General features: G+C 44.1%; 13 protein-coding genes. 4 read left to right on the top strand and 9 right to left on the bottom strand.

The window, feature by feature from the left end:
- Positions 1-20 precede the first annotated feature (20 nt).
- The 5 genes from AC1DM9_RS28730 to gltB form a co-directional block, all read right to left on the bottom strand.
- On the bottom strand, positions 21-815 hold the full coding sequence (locus tag AC1DM9_RS28730; protein ID WP_076268918.1) for an ABC transporter permease: 795 nt from the start codon (positions 813-815) through the stop codon (positions 21-23).
- Positions 808-1,728 (bottom strand): ABC transporter ATP-binding protein, encoded by a 921-nt coding sequence (locus tag AC1DM9_RS28735; protein ID WP_477583477.1) that lies wholly within the window; start codon positions 1,726-1,728, stop codon positions 808-810. The genes AC1DM9_RS28730 and AC1DM9_RS28735 overlap by 8 nt, the downstream gene beginning before the upstream one ends.
- Before the next feature lie 518 nt (positions 1,729-2,246).
- Positions 2,247-3,629 (bottom strand): sugar phosphate nucleotidyltransferase, encoded by a 1,383-nt coding sequence (locus AC1DM9_RS28740; protein WP_475443661.1) that lies wholly within the window; start codon positions 3,627-3,629, stop codon positions 2,247-2,249.
- A 50-nt stretch (positions 3,630-3,679) separates the two neighbouring features.
- Positions 3,680-4,120 (bottom strand): PilZ domain-containing protein, encoded by a 441-nt coding sequence (locus AC1DM9_RS28745; RefSeq protein ID WP_076268921.1) that lies wholly within the window; start codon positions 4,118-4,120, stop codon positions 3,680-3,682.
- Between the two features lie 385 nt (positions 4,121-4,505).
- The gene (gltB, locus tag AC1DM9_RS28750; RefSeq protein ID WP_441876297.1) at positions 4,506-9,110 is read right to left on the bottom strand and encodes a glutamate synthase large subunit; all 4,605 of its coding nucleotides are present in this window, start codon (positions 9,108-9,110) and stop codon (positions 4,506-4,508) included.
- A gap of 419 nt (positions 9,111-9,529) precedes the next feature.
- Here gltB and AC1DM9_RS28755 point away from each other — a divergent pair, with 419 nt between their 5' ends.
- The gene (locus AC1DM9_RS28755; protein WP_477583479.1) at positions 9,530-10,879 is read left to right on the top strand and encodes an SGNH/GDSL hydrolase family protein; all 1,350 of its coding nucleotides are present in this window, start codon (positions 9,530-9,532) and stop codon (positions 10,877-10,879) included.
- Between the two features lie 7 nt (positions 10,880-10,886).
- On the opposite strand, the gene kapB is transcribed toward AC1DM9_RS28755, so the two are convergent.
- Positions 10,887-11,282 (bottom strand): sporulation phosphorelay system protein KapB, encoded by a 396-nt coding sequence (gene kapB, locus AC1DM9_RS28760; protein ID WP_477583481.1) that lies wholly within the window; start codon positions 11,280-11,282, stop codon positions 10,887-10,889.
- Between the two features lie 204 nt (positions 11,283-11,486).
- On the opposite strand from kapB, the gene AC1DM9_RS28765 reads away from it, so the two are divergent.
- The 3 genes from AC1DM9_RS28765 to AC1DM9_RS28775 all read left to right on the top strand — a co-directional run bounded on the left by AC1DM9_RS28765 (position 11,487) and on the right by AC1DM9_RS28775 (position 15,148).
- Positions 11,487-12,602, top strand: coding sequence for an MGDG synthase family glycosyltransferase (locus AC1DM9_RS28765; protein ID WP_076268925.1), 1,116 nt, complete (start codon positions 11,487-11,489; stop codon positions 12,600-12,602).
- A gap of 83 nt (positions 12,603-12,685) precedes the next feature.
- Complete coding sequence (locus tag AC1DM9_RS28770) at positions 12,686-14,101, top strand: NAD-dependent malic enzyme (RefSeq protein ID WP_475443667.1); 1,416 nt, start codon at positions 12,686-12,688, stop codon at positions 14,099-14,101.
- A gap of 402 nt (positions 14,102-14,503) precedes the next feature.
- Positions 14,504-15,148, top strand: coding sequence for a YqaA family protein (locus tag AC1DM9_RS28775; protein WP_076268927.1), 645 nt, complete (start codon positions 14,504-14,506; stop codon positions 15,146-15,148).
- Positions 15,149-15,209: 61 nt separating this feature from the next.
- Here AC1DM9_RS28775 and AC1DM9_RS28780 read toward each other — a convergent pair whose 3' ends face one another.
- The 3 genes from AC1DM9_RS28780 to AC1DM9_RS28790 form a co-directional block, all read right to left on the bottom strand.
- Complete coding sequence (locus AC1DM9_RS28780; protein WP_477583483.1) at positions 15,210-16,238, bottom strand: C40 family peptidase; 1,029 nt, start codon at positions 16,236-16,238, stop codon at positions 15,210-15,212.
- 337 nt (positions 16,239-16,575) lie between these two features.
- Positions 16,576-17,526, bottom strand: a complete 951-nt coding sequence (locus tag AC1DM9_RS28785; RefSeq protein WP_477527703.1) for a cation diffusion facilitator family transporter — start codon at positions 17,524-17,526, stop codon at positions 16,576-16,578.
- 108 nt (positions 17,527-17,634) lie between these two features.
- Positions 17,635-18,633, bottom strand: coding sequence for an ABC transporter substrate-binding protein (locus AC1DM9_RS28790; RefSeq protein WP_477512367.1), 999 nt, complete (start codon positions 18,631-18,633; stop codon positions 17,635-17,637).
- Positions 18,634-18,657: the final 24 nt, after the last annotated feature.

The following is an 18,657-nucleotide window of genomic DNA, read 5'->3' on the forward strand; positions in this document are numbered from 1 at the left end:
TTTTTTAATTCATCTAAAATCTAAGCTGCAACATCGCGTTTCTTAAAGGTATACCATGTAATGGCGATGAAAAGAGCATAATAAACACCGAGCACCACAAGCGAAAAGCCTAAGGTCATGCCCTCTCTCATCGGATTTCCATCCAAGTATTGCGTTAGGTTCAAATGAATAAACAATAGATAATCGATCCAATTGTAATCGAGCATCGCAATTAATCCAATAAAGCTGTTCACGCCTAGAAGAAGAAACAATGCCATACCAATCGCTAAACCGCTGCTGCGGAATACAGTAGAGAGCATAAACGCAAGCGTTACGGTAACAACAAGCGAAATTAACGTTAAGCCATAATACTTAAGCATATACGAAAATGGATTCGTTCCTTCATCTCCAACGAAGGTTGGCTTTATATCCGGCGACGCATTAATGCCGAAGCAAATCCAGTTCACGAATATCGTCGTAGCAAACAGTACAATAGCAAGCAAAAGAGCGAATATCATGATCGAAATATATTTAGACAACAATATTTTCGAGCGTGACCAAGGCCTGATAAGCAGAAGCTTGATAGTGCCACTCGTAAATTCCTCGGCGACGCCGCCAGCAGCGATTACTACGGTAAAGATCGTAACGAGCAGAAACAAAATGGAGGATTCCATAAAAGCAACATCCCACATCGAAGCATCTCTACCGCCGAATATTACCCATAAAATAGAAATCGCCAGAACTAACAAAACCAATATACCGGTCATCACCCATGTGCGAGGACGACGGTAAATTTTCATATTCTCATTTTGAATAAGCGGCAAAAAATTACCCAATTCGTTCCCCTCCTGTCACTTCTAAAAATTGATCTTCAAGTGTCTTAACCTGTACGCGAATGCCATAAACCTTGATTCCAGCATGAACGAGAGAAGCATTAATGGCAGCTGTGTTTTCCTTATCCGTTTCAACCGCTATGGCATCTCTGCCTTCAAGCACCGCGGAAATGCCAGATGTGAACAGCACATCCATCGCAGCCTGCTGACTGTCTACTTCAATAACAACACGGTTATGTACTTTAGCTGCATGCTCGCCCTTAATGGTTCGCACGTCTATGAGCTTGCCATTTTGAATGATCGCGACACGATCACACATAAGCTCCATTTCCGATAATAAGTGGCTCGATACAAATACAGCAATACCTTCTTCTTTGGAAAGCATGCGCAAATAATCACGAAGCTCTCTTATCCCTGCCGGATCCAAGCCATTCGTAGGCTCATCCAAAATAAGCAGCTGAGGTTTATGCAAAATAGCCTGTGCTACGCCAAGCCGCTGCCGCATGCCGAGCGAATAGGTTTTCACCTTATCCCGAATTCGCCCTTCAAGACCAACAAGCTTAACAACCTCATGAACACGATGCTCTGTAATGCCTGGAATCATTCGTGCATAATGAATTAAATTATCATAGCCGCTCAAGTATTTGTACATTTCAGGATTCTCAACAATCGCTCCAACATGGCGAATTGCCTTTTCGTATTCCTTTGTAATGCTATGTCCTCCAATAGTGATTTCACCATCTGTGAGCGACATTAAGCCAACCATCATTCGAATCGTAGTGGTTTTACCCGAGCCGTTGGGACCAAGGAAACCAAATACTTCCCCAAGTGGGATATCAAGCGTTAAGCGATCAATAATCGTTCTGCCGCCGATTTTTTTGGTTACATTTTTTAATTTAACAATAGGCTGATCCATATTTGTGCTCCTCCTTCAAAAATCCAAATCCTATTCATTATAAACGATTAAGGAAACAATTGGTAGTTTACAAAAAAATACACCTCTACTCTACAGTTAAACTGTAGGGCAGAGGCTCTCATTATCATTTGTGCGATAGGGCTGTATAACATGTTCGGCAACTTTCGCATCTGCACGAAGGAACATTTTATAGTCATAGTTACTGGTCTTACCCGGCGATCCTACTATAGCATCCAGCCTATCCTGCTCCACGCTGCATGTTAAGCAATAACCCATTGGATGTACCACTCGGAAAAATCCTGTTCGAAACAAAATATCTGCTTCAGGACTTAAAAGCATCTCCCCGCAACTAACACAATAAAAACGGTCCTTTGAACATATCATTCGATAGATCGCTCCCTCTCTCTTTCGTAATGATTGTATCAACCTCAACATTAAAAACGGCATTAAGCGTTAAATGGCAGAAGTTCTATCATAACGTCGATTGCAATCCATCCCAAACATGCTTTAACAGCATATTATACACTATTTAATTGACTAGTGATTTCATCCCATGTCGTTCCAAGCCTTATAATGTCATCCTCATTAATCTGTTTGCCTGTCTGAACCTCAATTAGCTCAACGTCCGTAATTGCCCGCAGGCTGTGCCTCGTTCTCTCCGGAATCGATACGGTATCGCCTGGCTCAACGTGACGGTACAGATCATCCAGAATTAGCACTCCCTCTCCGGAGATAATGGTCCACGCTTCTCTTCGCTTAAAATGCATTTGATAGCTTATATTTTGGCCAGCTGCAACAAAAACCCGCTTAGTAACACAATGAGTTCCTGATGACAAGACAACGGAATCAACAATCTTGGAATGCCCCCACCTGCGCTCCTCATACTTTGGACGCTCATTCATGAGCTTAAGCTTCGCATCGAGCTCATTACTCGCATTTTTGCTAGTAACCAAAATGCCGTCGGGACTTGCCGCAACAATCACATTCGTAAGCCCAATAATGGAGATAGGAATGTCCAGCTCATTGATGAGCTGTGATTGCTCGCTGTCATCCGATATTTCGCCCATGCCTAGTCGTTCAAAGGCTAGTTCCTCGGATAATGTTTTCCATGTGCCAAGATCTTTCCACTCACCATCGTAGCAGATAACTGAACGAGAGGTTTCTTTTTGCGATACTTCAATTTCGAAACTTGATTTAGGAATTTTCGTATATTGTTTATATAATTCGTCATAATGGATAGGCAGCCTGCGATTCATGAGCAAAGTAATCATATAATCAAGCTTGAAAGCGTAAATACCGCTATTCCATAACGCTCCGCCTTTTATTAATTGATTAGCTTCAGCCTCATACGGTTTCTCTTTGAATGAATGTACTCTACGTTCATAGCTATCATCATCATTGCTGTGCCGATTGGCTTCTGGAACGATATATCCATATTGCTCTGACGGATAACTTGGCTTAGTCCCAACCATAAGCAGCTCAGATTTGCTTTCTCTGATCAACTTTGGAAGTCCTCTTATACATGAGAAAAAATCACAGCTTACATAAGCATCAACTGGTATGACAATGACCGTTTCATTTAAAGATACGCCCGCGATTGAATACAAATAAGCAGCGGATAACGCTATCGCAGGAAACGTGTCACGCTGCTCAGGCTCAATGATAAGCGGTGCTTTTACACCAACCTGTCTTTGTAAAATCTCCACCTGCTCACGGCAAGTCGAAATGCGAGTATGCTCCTGCAAATCCGACTCTTCCAACTGGCGCCATATACGCTGCAGCATTGATTCCATGCCGCCGTTTGGACTCTCCAGTACAGTTAAATATTGTTTTGCTCGACTACTATTCGACAAAGGCCATAATCTCTTTCCAGATCCGCCTGATAACAAAATAATTTTCAAAGCATGTCCCCCTTCTAAGTTGTTATTGAATTCTACTTCCTATCAGATCGTTAACTACTGTAATACAGCCGTTTTGTATTCAATAATCTGCTGTATAAATAATGAATTTTTTTCTGCTGTGGCTGACTTTCTAATATTTCTTGGTTCATGACACCAATAATAAGAGAGCGAAGTGTATTCGAGCATTCAAACAACACGCCATGAGCGAATTGATTATCTTGTTTCAAATTCCAAACGATCCGACCGCGAATCATAATCTGTACATTCGAAATCGTCATTCGAAATTCAACAAGATAATTGGATTGAATCGGTAATTGCAAGCCGGATAAGAAGCATAAACCATTTTGGCTTAAATTAAGTAGAAGTACTGTAGTCGTAGACGGCGTCAACAATTGTCCATCTTTACTAATTAGCCGCAGCTCTGCCTTAACGCCCTCTGTAAAGCGTAGCCTAATGTGGTTGCGCGAGGCATCATTTGAATTCATCGCCATGCTTAATTCCTCCATCATACCTAATAGCAATAACAATCCTTGTTACAGCTCAAATACTGGACTCCATTTCTATTAATGCCTATTCATCTAGCAAGAAATCTATTTCAAGTACAGTGACGGCTGCGTCCCAAGCTCCCTCTCCGCTATCCATCTCTACTTTATCTCTTAACCTCTGACCAACTACATATAAATTACTAATAATGATAGATATATTAACATCATTATACCCGAGTCCGCGGATGGAATATGTCGGTTAATGGGCGCGGCTTTCTTCTAATTTGGTGGCATTTTGTCGAAAAACAAAAGGGACTGTCGTCTGAAGTAATGAAGCTACTTCAGGGACAGTCCCTTTACTCGTATATACGATTTATAAAATAAGTCTGAATTACTTGCCGCCTGCGCGTGCAAGCTCTTTCTTGTTCGCTTCGAACGCTGCAAGAAGTGCCGCTTCGCCCACTAAGCCTGTATCTTCAACCTTGCGGATCTGTTCAAGCATACGCTTGTAGTCCTTAGGAATAACTTTAACGAATTTCGAAAGCGATGCTTCCCAATCATTCAATAGACGGTTACCAATCGCACTCTCTGTATACTTAACATGTGATTCAATCAAACCACGAAGTTCAGCAACATCTACAGAATCTTCTAGGCGCTCCAGCAATACCATCTCCAGATTGCAATGATTGTAGAAATCGCCTTTCTCATCGTAGATATACGCGACTCCGCCAGACATACCTGCCGCAAAGTTACGACCTGTGAGGCCAAGAATAACGACGCGTCCGCCTGTCATATACTCACAGCCATGATCGCCGACACCTTCTACAACTACATTTGCGCCGCTGTTCCGAACAGCGAAGCGTTCGCCAGCTGCACCGCGGATATAGGCTTGACCGCTAGTAGCACCATACAGCGCTGTGTTACCGATAATAACATTGTCCTCAGCCACAAAAGTTGCCTTTGGTGACGGTGCTACAATGATTTTACCGCCGGATAGCCCTTTTCCTACATAGTCATTCGAATCGCCTTCGATTGACAACGTGATTCCTTTTGGCACGAATGCACCAAAGCTTTGGCCAGCCGTTCCGACAAAATGGTAAGAAATCGTATCTTCCGGCAAACCTGCTGCACCGTATTTACGGGTAACTTCGCTACCAAGAATCGTACCAACAACACGGTTCGTGTTCAAAATAGGGAATGTTCCGCGCACGCGCTCGCCATTCTCAATCGCAGCCTTTGCAAGTGGAACGAGCTGCTGCATATCAAGCGACAATTCAAGACCATGGTTTTGCTCTTGAACATTGTAGCGAACTGCATCCTGTGGCAGATCAGCTTCGTACAGCAAGCCAGAGAGATCAATACCTTTTGCTTTGTAATGCTCAAGCAGCTGCTTCGTTTCCAAAATATCGACGCGGCCAACCATTTCTTGAATGGTACGGAAACCGAGCTCTGCCATTATCTCACGCAGCTCTTCAGCAATGAAGCGCAGGTAGTTAACAACATGGCTAGGATCGCCCATAAATTTTTTGCGAAGCTCAGGATTTTGAGTTGCAACGCCTACTGGACAAGTATCCAATTGGCATACACGCATCATGATGCAGCCTAGCACGATAAGCGGAGCCGTCGAGAAGCCATATTCTTCTGCTCCAAGCAGTACAGCAATCGCAACGTCACGGCCATTCATCATTTTGCCATCTGTCTCAAGAACAACACGGTCACGCAATTTGTTTAGCATTAGCGTTTGATGTGTTTCTGCAAGACCAAGCTCCCACGGCAAACCTGCGTGACGAATCGAGCCCATTGGAGAAGCTCCAGTTCCGCCATCATAACCGCTGACCATAATAACATCTGCGCGGCCTTTCGCAACGCCAGTCGCAATCGTACCAACGCCAACACCAGATACCAGCTTTACATTGATTCTTGCGCGTGGATTAGCATTTTTCAAGTCATGAACAAGCTCTGCCAAATCCTCAATAGAATAAATATCGTGATGCGGCGGCGGCGAGATCAGTCCTACGCCAGGCGTGGAACCACGAACCTCGGCTACCCAAGGATATACTTTAAGGCCAGGCAGTTGACCGCCCTCACCAGGCTTAGCGCCTTGAGCCATTTTAATTTGAATCTCATCTGCATTAACCAAGTAGTTGCTCGTTACGCCAAAACGTCCCGATGCTACTTGTTTAATCGCACTGCGTCTGGAGTCGCCATTCGCATCTGGTATAAAGCGTGCTGGATCTTCTCCACCTTCGCCCGTATTGGATTTGCCGCCTAGGCGGTTCATCGCAATAGCCAGACTCTCATGGGCTTCTTTACTGATTGAACCAAATGACATCGCACCTGTTTTGAAGCGTTTTACGATGGATTCAAGTGATTCAACTTCCTCAAGCGGAACGGCTTGACGGCCTTCCTTAAACTTGAGCAAAGAACGAAGCGTAAGATGTTTTTTGTCCTCGCCCTGTACAAGCGCAGAGAACTTTTTGTATAGCTTGTAGTCATTCGCACGAGAAGCCATTTGCAGCGTATGAATTGTTTGCGGTGTAAACAAATGGTCTTCGCCATCTTTACGCCACTGGTAATCACCGCCAGAGTCAAGCTCTTTCTCTCCGCCTTCTTGCTCAGCGAAAGCGCGGTTATGGTGCTTCAACGTCTCTTCAGCAATAACATCTAGACCGATGCCGCCGATGCGGGACGGTGTCCATGTGAAGTACTCGTTAATCACATCTTCTTTCAAACCGAGCGCTTCAAAAATTTGAGCACCACGGTAGGATTGAATGGTCGAGATACCCATTTTGGACAATATTTTAATAACGCCTTTAGTGGCTGCTTTAATATAATTTTTCACTGCTTTATCATGTGATACGCCGCGAAGCATGCCTTGCTTAATCATGTCGTCAAGCGATTCAAATGCAAGATAAGGGTTAACTGCGCTTACGCCGTAACCAAGCAGCAATGCATAGTGATGCACTTCACGAGGTTCGCCGGATTCCAGCAAAATAGCAACCTTTGTCCGTGTACCTTGGCGAATAAGATGATGATGCAGTGCCGCTACTGCCAGCAAAGCTGGAATTGCAGCATTTTCCTTGTCGACGCCACGATCGGATAGAATAAGCAGATTATGTCCCTTCGCAATAACACGATCAGCCGCTTCACACATTTGTGTAAGCGCAGCGCGCAAGCCCGTCTCACCCTCATTTGCAGGGAAGAAGATCGGGAGTGTAATGGAACGGAAGCCAGGACGGCGCACATGGCGCAGCTTGGCGAATTGCTCATTAGACAAAATAGGCGTATCCAATTTGATGTGTCGGCAGCTCTCTGGCTCTGGATTAAGCAGATTGCGTTCTGGACCAATCGTTGTACCTGTCGCAGTAATAATCTCCTCACGAATCGCATCAATAGGCGGATTCGTAACTTGTGCAAACAACTGCTTGAAGTAATTGTACAAACGCTGCGGACGCTCTGACAACACCGCCAGCGGTGCATCATAACCCATTGAAGCGATAGGCTCCATGCCGCTGCCAGCCATCGGCTCAAGCACTTTGCGAATGTCTTCAAATGTGTATCCGAATGCTTGCTGTCTCATTTGAACAGTAGCATGGTTTGGTTCTGGCAGCTCAGGAGCTTCCGGCAAATCTTCCAAATCAACAAGATGCTCATTCAGCCATTCGCGATATGGATGCTCGGTCTCGATTTCCGCTTTCACTTCTTCATCAGAAATGATGCGGCCTTGCTCTGTATCTACAAGCAGCATGCGCCCTGGACGCAAGCGGTCTTTGTACAAAATATCCTCTGGCGGAATCTCCACGGTTCCAGCCTCGGAGCCGAGAATAATATGATCGTCCTTCGTTACGTAATAACGAGCTGGACGAAGACCATTGCGGTCAAGCACCGCACCGATTTTTACGCCGTCAGTAAAACCAAGCGCAGCTGGGCCATCCCATGGCTCCATCAATGTGCTGTGGTATTCATAAAATGCTTTGCGCTCGTCGCTCATGCTCTCATGATTGGACCAAGGCTCTGGCACCATCATCATTGCGGCATGTGCCATCGAACGACCGGACAAGAATAGGAACTCCAGCGTGTTGTCGAACATTGCTGTATCCGATCCATCTGGGTTAATAACAGGTTTGATTTTCTCGATATCATCACCGAACAATTCAGAGGCAAACAAGGTTTGACGGGCATGCATCCAGTTCACATTGCCGCGAAGGGTATTAATTTCTCCGTTATGAATCATATAATGGAAAGGATGAGCGCGTTCCCAGCTTGGGAATGTATTCGTACTAAAACGGGAATGTACAAGCGCCATTGCCGAAACAACGGATTCATCGTTCAGCTCGGTATAGAACGAACGCACCTGCTCTGTCGTAAGCATTCCTTTATATACGATTTTTCTGGAGGATAGGCTAGAGAAGTAAAACATATTGCCGCCTTCTTTGCCGGCATAACGAATCGCAAGCTCAGCGCGCTTACGAATAACATATAATTTGCGTTCAAATGCCATATTGTCCTTCAGGCTGTCGTTCATGCCGATAAACAATTGACGAACATAAGGCTTAACAGCTAATGCGGATTCACCCAGTTTCTTATCATCCGTTGGAACCGTACGCCAACCGATAACCGATTGGTTCTCCTCTTGAACGATCGTTTCCACTTCACGCTCAATTGCACGGCGAGCTTCTTCATCCTGCGGCATAAAAATCATACCTACGGCATAGTGTCCTTCGGCGGGAAGTACAATTTCTTGCTTCTTTAATTCAGCCGCAAAAAATGTATGAGGAATTTGAAGTAAAATACCTGCTCCATCTCCCGTATTCGGTTCGCTGCCTTGACCACCGCGATGCTCCATATTCTCGAGCAGCATCAGCGCTTGGCGAATGACCTTGTGTGACTTGATTCCCTTGATGTTGGCCACAAAGCCCATGCCGCATGCGTCTTTCTCAAACTGCGGATCATAGAGCCCCTGCTTCGGCGGCAATCCCAAAATATGTTCTTTCATTGTGAGCAACCTTTCTATGAGAAGATTTTTGGGTAAGCGTGAACGTGTTGAAATTAAGCACCGATGAATACGCATTACGCTTCATTTTTGGCTTGTTTTATCATAGAATGGTAGTCAGCGAGGCACACCGGCCTGCTCCTTGACATTCCTAAGCTAAACGGAAACGTCTCTTATAGAGCGTTAACGTTTAATTGACCACACCCGGCCTTTACCGCGTCATAGCGATTATCCTGTTATTTTATCATTAGGCCAAAGCGGAATCAATTTAATATTTTCATAATAGTTTGCACTATTTTACTACAAATTCAATTATTGAAGATGGTTTTGGAAGGCGTTAGCTTCGATTCTCTGCGGAGTATCATCATAGCATACCCTGCAGTTTTTATTTCCTTTTATTTTAACAGAGGAGTGTGTACTTATTGTATAGCAAGTTTAGGAAAGCGGCGTTTCGCGCTGCATCGTCAGTATTGATCGCTATCGTGCTTACAACCGGTATTTTCTCTCCACTAAGTATAAGCACTGCCGGGAATAACGCTCCTACTGCTCATGCTGCCTCTGTAGTTGACAAAAAGAAAGATGATCACACTTACCGCATCGTCGCGGTTGGTGATTCATTAACTGCCGGCTACGAATATGGCTTTACCGAACAATCCATTCCATATGGCTTCGTAGAGCATGTATACGAACAAGCTTTATTCCATGGACTTCGTGCAGAGTACATCAATTATGGGGTGCTAGGGCTCCAAACATCAGGATTAAAGCGATGGATTGAAGCCGTTGTGAGCGGTGCCAGCGTAAAAAGCTCTGATATTCAGAGTGGACTGCCCGATCCACGCGCAGAGCGAATATTTGCTGAAACATCGCTGCTCCGCTCTGCCTTAAGTGAAGCTGATCTAATCGTAATGACAATAGGCGGCAACGACTTGTATGCTGTTCTCGACAAGCTAAATAAGGGTGCCGATCGTGCCGAGACGACTGCTGTGCTGGACAAGGCTTTGGACACTTACGAGACGGAGCTTGAGCCTGCTCTAAGATTGCTGCTTTCTCAGCAGCCAAATGCCCAAATCATTATCGCAGATCAATATCTACCAATACCTCCTCCATTAAAGGTAGGATCGCTCATCTTTCCTCTTTACCCTGAGGCTGACCGGTTGTTTCTGAAGGATAGCATCAAGCAGCTGCGGGAACGCTTAAATCAGATAATCGATCGGCTTGTGAAAGAAGGATTTAATGTTAAAATCGCAAATGTCTCCTCTTCCTTCATAGATAATGAGCTAAGCTATACATCAATTGCAAAAGGGGACATACATCCTAGCAGGGCGGGTTATGCTGCAATGGGGAAATCCTTTTCGAAGGCCATTTGGGGAGATTATCGTATTGTTAAGCCAAGAGCAAAGGATAGTAAGGCTGCGCTTGCTATTGTCGTTAATGGAAAAGAAATGATTAGCGCATCTAAACCAATGGTTGTTCAAAATCGCACCTTCGTACCGCTTCGGAGCATTGCAGACGCATTAGGCGCTACCACCAAATGGAACGCCGCTGCGCAGACGGCAACTATAAAAGTTGCCGATCGAGCGGTGGATATAACGGTAGGACAATCCTCTTTCCGTGAAAACGGTACAGTTAAAGCACTAAATGCACCTCCTGCTTTCATCCATACCGTTGGCAAAGCAAGCACGTTATATGTTCCGCTTGCCGCATTATCAGAAGGATTGCAATTCCAAGTGATTTATCGCGATACTCTAAAAACCRTCTTCATTAATAAATAATATAAAGCTATTTATATTCCTTTAAGAGCTRCTGCATTTGCTCCAAGCCTTTAGCCGCCCAGCGCTGCAGTCGATCCAGTGAAGCAATTTCGGCTTCTGCGGCAGCTCTTAAAGAATCGTTATACTCTGGAATAATGCCTGTATGCCGCTTTACGTCACGCAGCAAAACATTTGTTTTTTCTGTAAAGCTTAGTGCACGACGCTCATGAAACATAGGCACGTCTGGATTATATGGATTATGCAGGTCACCTTGCTCAGGATGCTTTAACACAGCTAATACCTTGACGAGAGCACGAGGCCCGTTAATTTCAACAAGCTCACCTAGATAATGACCGGAGCGGATTTCAGCTCTAACGTTATCCCCTATTTTCAAACTATCGTCAACCTGGTTATTTCGTTCCATATCGAACCATCCTCACTTTATTATGTTATATTTGCTTGTAAAATAAATGTAAATATAGTTGACTACTTAGTTACATATAATAATAATGTGTACATCTTCATTCTAGGATAATTTATCCACCACATTATTCGCAACCCTAGCGGATAAAACTTGTGTTAGTCGCACTTGCATCGTAATATGGAATTAGAAAAGTAGGTGGAATGAATGCGTAAGAAAAGAGTGCTTCTGCTCTCTGAAGGCTTTGGCTCTGGTCATACCCAAGCTGCCTATGCGCTCGCTGTCGGACTCAAGCAATTAAGTCCGGGGATTCAGACCCGCGTCATCGAGTTAGGAAATTTCCTTAATCCGGTGCTTGGTCCGTGGATTATATCTGCATATCGCAAAACGGTAAGCAAACAACCAAAGATGGTCGGTCTTATGTACCGCAGCAACTATAAGAAGTCGCTTAACCGCTTTACACAGCTTGCGCTTCATCGTGTGTTTTATACCCAAACGTCACAGGTCATATCCCAGCTGAAGCCAGAACTAATCGTATGCACCCATCCTGTACCGAATGCTGTCGTTGCTCGGCTCAAACGTCTAGGACTAGACATACGGTTATATACGCTTATTACAGACTATGATGCACATGGGTCATGGGTAAACCAAGAAGTCAATAAATACCTCGTTTCAAGCGAGCTTGTGAAAGAGCGGCTCATGGAAAAAGGGGTTACAACAGACCGAATTGAAGTAACAGGAATCCCTGTTCACCCCAACTTCTGGCATACATACGAGAAAGAAGAGATTAGAGAACAATTTGATTTAAAAAACATGCCGACCGTACTCATAATGGGCGGCGGTTGGGGAATTTTATACGAGGACAATGCCCTTGAATATATGACCAAATGGCGGGAAAGCACACAACTCATTTACTGCGTTGGCTCAAACGAGAAGATGAAGGAAAAAATGCTTGCCGATCCCCTTTTTCAGCATCCTAACATTCGTATACTTGGCTTCACTCGCGAGGTGAACAAGCTGATGGATGTCTCCGATCTTCTAATTACGAAGCCTGGCGGCATGACCTGCACAGAAGGAATGAGCAAAGGAATTCCAATGCTGTTTTATGAGCCGATTCCTGGACAAGAAGAGGAGAACTGCGAATATTTTATCAATAACGGATTTGGAGAAATGCTCGATTCGAACGATACTGTCGATAAGTGGTTCAAGCTTATCCATGAGCCCTACGCTTCAGGCCAGTTTAGAGACAGCCTGCTTACCAAACGCAATCAACAATACGACCCCACGAGTTGTCCGAACGCCGTCCTGCGACTGATGCAGTGACGGTTTTCTTTTTAAAATAAGAATGAAGCATAAATTGTATGCCCTTATCCAAATAGTATAACTGATGAAGGGAGCTGTTTATAATGAGTTCGAAGATGACAGACGGAAAAACGATTATTTTGAGGTTGGAAATTGATACGAATCTTGCGCAGTTTGGCCGAGCAGCTACAGCAATCGAACAAGCCAAAGGCGATATTATCGCCATAGACGTCATACATACAGACAAAAACAAAAGCTTGCGCGATTTAACTGTGAAAATATCGGAGCATGGCGCAGCAGAACGGCTTACGACAGCCTTGAAATCATTAGAAGGCATTCGGCTCGTTCATATATCCGACCGTACCTTCCTGCTTCATCTTGGAGGTAAAATTTCAATTCAGCCGAAAACGCCGATCCAAAACCGCGATGACTTGTCCCGTGTCTATACGCCGGATGTGGCTAGAGTATGCCAAGCAATCGCCGAAGAACCGTCCAAAGCTTATACGCTCACCATTAAAAGAAATATGGTTGCCGTCGTTTCCGACGGAAGCGCGGTGCTTGGCCTCGGCAATATCGGTCCGTATGCAGCTATGCCTGTCATGGAAGGCAAAGCGATGCTGTTCAAGCAATTTGCCGATGTCGATGCGTTCCCGATCTGCCTCGACACGCAGGATACCGAAACCATCATTGCAACGATCAAAAACATTGCGCCTGCCTTTGGCGGCATTAATTTAGAGGATATTTCCTCCCCTCGCTGCTTTGAAATTGAACAAAGGTTAAAGCAGGAGCTTGATATCCCTGTCTTTCATGATGATCAGCATGGTACTGCGGTCGTATTATACGCAGGGCTGCTAAATGCGCTGAAGCTGACAAATCGAAGCCTCCAAGAGGCTCGCATCGTTATTTGCGGAATCGGGGCAGCAGGAACCGCTTGTACAAAAATGCTGATCGCCGGAGGAGCAAAACATATTATCGGTGTGGACCGGGCTGGGATATTGTCCGCTGACTGTGTTTATGACAACCCTATGTGGCAGTGGTATGCTAATCATACGAATGAAGAGCGCATCACAGGCGGTTTAGCTGAAGCGCTAAACGGCGCTGATGTTTTTATAGGCGTTTCGGCCGGCGGCATATTGACGCGAGAGCATATTACAACGATGGCAAAAGATCCAATCGTTTTCGCAATGGCGAATCCAGAGCCTGAAATACGCCCTGAACTAGCTGAGGATATCGTCGCTGTTTTTGCTACGGGGAGATCGGATTATCCTAATCAGATTAACAATGTTCTCTGCTTTCCGGGAATTTTCCGTGGAGCGCTCGATAGCCGGGCTGCCACAATTAATGAAGAGATGAAGCTTGCGGCAGCAGAAGCCATTGCCTCCGTTATCAGTGATGAAGAACTGAGCCCTATGTATATAGTTCCTAGCGTCTTCAACACGAGAGTCGTTGAGGAAGTACGGCGACGCGTCATACAGGCTGCACAGCAAAGCGGTGTCTCTCGCCGTCAAATTCGGGAGTAGCTGCTGCCATTCTATTCTTTGTTGTAATCTCCGCTCGTTTACGGCCCCCGTAACGAGCTTTTTTTTATTTCTAGCAACGTAAATTTCTCTAAATCATCAATAATCATAAGAATTGAAAATGCTGGGAGAGAATATTCTGAAAAAGACGTTGAAACCTGTAAGCAGGTAATCACGTATTCGTTCTTAAGCACTTGGTCTAGAGGAACTAGAGAAGCGGAGATGAAACACATGACAAGTATCATCTTCTTAAGCGAAAAAATTATGCTATAATTAAAATATCAAGCGCTAAAGCGCTTTTTCAACAAGCTGCAGCATATGTTAGCATAAGTGGAATTTACACACGGTATATTTCGTAAAAGCAGGCTTTATGTGCAGGTTAGTTGATGGAAAGGGAGCCTGGTAATGTTTCAAGCCGTAGTCGATTTTTTAAAGGATTTCGGTCCACTCGGATTGTTTATTCATTCGTTTCTAGACGCAGTTATATTTCCCATTCCTGCTTTTTTTCTTCAAGTCTCATTGAGCATACTCAATCCATCTACAGCATTATGGCTGGCCACTGTGGGCTATATCGCCTGCCTCCTAGGTACACCTGTCGGGTATTATTTGGGAAAGATTATGGGCAAATCCGTTCTATATAAATTTCTAAAAAAAGAATGGATCGATGCCGCTACGGATAAGTTTCAGAAAAATGGCGAAGCAGCCATTCTTATCGGCTCTTTCACACCTATTCCATTCAAAGTATTTACAATATTGTCTGGTTGCTTAAATTTCCCTCTTTGGAGATTAATCGGTTACGCAGCAATTGGCCGGGGCTTAAAGTTCTATATTGTTGGATCATTATTTTATTTCTACGGACGCGCTGCGGAAAGCATGGTTAAGGATGTTTCCTTGTATATTTTTTTAGGAGCCGTGCCTATTCTCATTGTTTATCTTTTGCTTCGCAAGAGACGTAACAAGAAGAAAGCGCTCGAGGACAAAGAAGCTGAAGCAGTCCAGAACGAACAAATTAAACATAACGATAATGCAAAAATTCAAATAGATTCATAAGCAATTTCATACAGATGTAAAAAAGCCAGTTAGGATTAAATCCTAACTGGCTTTTTTGAGGTTACAACGCGCTTCCACCGAACAGTATACGATACTCCCAATGTGTACCTTCAATACTGCTGACGGTAACACCGCCCCCCTCTTTCGAATACGTATGCAATACTTTGCCGTCTCCCAAATAAATCCCGTCATGAGTAATCGTAGCTTTAGATTTATCAATTCCATTATAGGCTGATGCCTTCGTTCCTTTATAGGACATAAAGAATACGATATCACCGCGTTTCAACTGCTTCCAGTTGGTCGTAATAGAACCTTTATCCTTTACGTACTGACCTTGCTGACGAGAGTCAGCCGGGAGCTTCAGAGAGACGCCATCAAGAAAGGCTTGTCTTACGAAATCGGAGCAATCAAAAGTTGTCGTCGTGTTGCGATCAGAGCTGTATTCATAAGGGGTGCCTAAATACTTCATCCCTGCAGCTATGATTTTCTCAACCTGCTTATCTTTTGATACATCAGGATTCGTAACTGTTCCGCCGCCATTGCCGCCCGTGTTCCCCCCAGTATTCCCACCTGGAATAGTCCCAGTTACTTTCAAGTAGGAAGAATCTGTGCTTACATAGCCGCGAACACCGTTGCCATCCTTCACTTCATACCAATAGCTGTTTGTCTTTGCTACGATAGTTACCTGCTCGCCTTTCTTCAAATATCGAATGCGTTCACCCGATGTCGATGCCGCCTTTCGGAAGGAAACAGACGATAGAGCGACTGCATTGCCGTCTTGTTCAGGAACCGAGGTTTGAAGTTCAATATACTGTGATGAGGTCGATATGTAACCTTGTTTACCTGAAGAATCTGCTACTTTATACCAATATGAATTAACCTTATCCATCACCGTAATTTGTTCGCCTTTCTTTAAACTGCGAATAATGGATGCTGATGTCGAAGGTGATGTGCGCATATTTACGCTCGATTGTACCTCTGCTGCTTGTGTTGTCTGRGCCGCCAGCGCTGCTGGAACTGAAAGTGAACTAAACAATAATGCTGCCGTTAACGTTGCTGTTGCCATCCTTTTTTTCATGCTGTGTTGCAATCCTTACGCCTCCTTGGTGTGTAAACAGTTTAAGTTTCACGGTTCTGCTTCATTGTAAATTCGATTAGATTAGACAAGTATCGACCAAAAAGCCTATTTAACCCCTCTTCGTAATAGGTTTTAAGAACCACAAAATCGTCGTATGTACACAAAAAAAAGACATCCCAATTAAAAGGATGCCTTAGTACCTATATGCACTTGAAATTTACTCCATCACTGCAACTAAATTGTATGATTTTCATGTGAAGAGTAGGTCTTTTGGCAGAATCAGCCTTTCATGCCATTTGAACCATAAATTTTGATTTTGAACTCATTTGGCAACAATTACCGATTGGATTTAATGATTTTCCGGCTTACTTGCCCCTGTATTCTCGATTAGCTCATCGGGCTCAACGTGAACATGTATGCTCATTATGTTATGCTTCCTACTCATTCGACGCTCGATTTCGTCACTTATTTGATGGCTTTCGATCAATGTAAGCTCGGGATCAACCTGAACGATTACATCGACAAGTACATGACTGCCATGTACTCTAGCTTTAATATCCTTAATCGATTTAACACCTTTCGTTTTGGCAATTGTTGAACTTAGAGAGGACAGCTCATTCTCATCAAAGCCGTCCGTAAGCGCATGCGTAGAGCTATAAAAAATTTCCCAAGCCGTTTTACATATTATAATACCTACAGCTATTGCCGCTACAGGATCAAGCCATGGCAAGCCAAATTGTGATCCTATAATACCGATAGCTGCCCCTATGCTCACAAGAGCATCTGACAAGTTATCCTTAGCTGCCGCTAATAAAGCTTGATTGTTAATTCGGAGGGCCAGCCTTCGATTATATATATAAACCCCGCCCATACATGCCGCAGCAAATAAAGCAATCCATGCTGTCATTAGATTAGGTATATGATGATTAGCAGCAAACAATGATTTTACAGCACTGATCAATACTTGGATGCCCACCGTCGCCATAATGAACGAAGCGATAAGTGCTGCAATGGTCTCCGCTCGAAAATGTCCGTATGGATGATCCTTATCCGGCGGCTTCTGTGAAATTCGCAATCCAATCAGTACGGCTACTGACGCAACAATATCCGTAAGGTTGTTATAGCCGTCTGCAACGAGTGCTCCAGATACGAACCAGTAGCCTGCTCCGAGTTTGATGGCGGATAATCCCAAATAAGCGCCTATACTGACCCAAGCACCCTTCTCGCCTTGTTTAATCTCATCATACTGATTCAGCTTAAATACCCCCCAAGCAATAAAAGTATGTATTTTTGCACCCATGCAACAATCCAGTGTATCGATTCGAACGATCATATCCTAATTAACTTACCCGTTATTATAAGAAAAAAACAGTCGGTATAAGAACCGACTGCTTTAAAAAGCGACTATTTAGTTAATTTCATAAATCTTATAAATTTCATCAAGCATTAGATTAGCTGCAATGACGCCGCCGGCTGTATTCCAGATCGCATCGCTCACTCTAATCGCTTTATTATTTTTTACAACTTGAAGGCTTTGCCACAAAGGATCCTTCAACATTTCTTCTTCCATCTTCGTTCCTTTGCCATCACCCGTTTCATAAGTGAAGTAGAACAACATGTCAGCATCTACTTCCGGCAAACGTTCTTTCGTAATTTCCTCAACGAATGTATCTTTATATTTTTGATTGTCTGGACGTGTAATTCCAAGCTTCGAGAATGCAATCCCTGTAAAAGTATCCTCTAAGTAAATGCGCGTTTTGCCCGCCATAAACCGAACGACTGATACCTTCTGGTTGAGCTTGTCGCCAGCTTTACTTTTAAAGTCTGCTGCACGGTTGTCATAGTCGGCAATGATTTTTTCGCCATCAGCTTTCTTGCCGATCGCATCAGCATATAGCATGAAATTAGACTGCCAAGCACCACGAAGCGTTTCAGAAAACACAGTAGGTGCAATAACCTTAAGCTGATCATAAACTTTCTCTTGGCGCAATTTATTACCAATAATAAGATCAGGTTTTAGGCTTGCAATCAGCTCGATGTTAGGCTGACTCTCTTCACCTACAACGGTAACACCTTCCATATCCGCTTTTATGTGGTCATACCATGGGTCGCCTGTCCAAGATTTCACCGCGCCTACCGGTTTAATGCCAAGTGCCAGCAACGCTTCTGTTCCTTCGTTAGATAATACGACGATACGAGTTGGATTGCCTTCTATTTTGGTCTCGCCCATTGCATGCGTAATTACTCTCGTGTCTTCTGTCTTTGACGCGTTTGTTCCTTCTGTCGCCGATGAATTGCCTTCGTTATTTTTTGAACCGGATTGGCCGCATCCCGAAACAATTACGGCTAGTGCAAGCAATAGGGCGGATGCTGTCCAAGTAAATTTCTTCTTTAATACATAAGACATTTTTTTCTCCCCTTCATGTTGAAA

The sequence above is a fragment of the Paenibacillus sp. 01T431 genome, assembly GCF_056398625.1.

Bases quoted from the DNA above. Each gene is read 5' to 3' on its own strand.
- AC1DM9_RS28775 (WP_076268927.1), top strand. From the start codon at position 14,504: ATGTTTCAAGCCGTAGTCGATTTTTTAAAGGATTTCGGTCCACTCGGA.
- AC1DM9_RS28765 (WP_076268925.1), top strand. From the start codon at position 11,487: ATGCGTAAGAAAAGAGTGCTTCTGCTCTCTGAAGGCTTTGGCTCTGGT.
- AC1DM9_RS28785 (WP_477527703.1), bottom strand. From the start codon at position 17,526: ATGGGTGCAAAAATACATACTTTTATTGCTTGGGGGGTATTTAAGCTG.
- gltB (WP_441876297.1), bottom strand. From the start codon at position 9,110: ATGAAAGAACATATTTTGGGATTGCCGCCGAAGCAGGGGCTCTATGAT.
- AC1DM9_RS28735 (WP_477583477.1), bottom strand. From the start codon at position 1,728: ATGGATCAGCCTATTGTTAAATTAAAAAATGTAACCAAAAAAATCGGC.
- AC1DM9_RS28770 (WP_475443667.1), top strand. From the start codon at position 12,686: ATGAGTTCGAAGATGACAGACGGAAAAACGATTATTTTGAGGTTGGAA.
- AC1DM9_RS28790 (WP_477512367.1), bottom strand. From the start codon at position 18,633: ATGTCTTATGTATTAAAGAAGAAATTTACTTGGACAGCATCCGCCCTA.
- AC1DM9_RS28745 (WP_076268921.1), bottom strand. From the start codon at position 4,120: ATGGCGATGAATTCAAATGATGCCTCGCGCAACCACATTAGGCTACGC.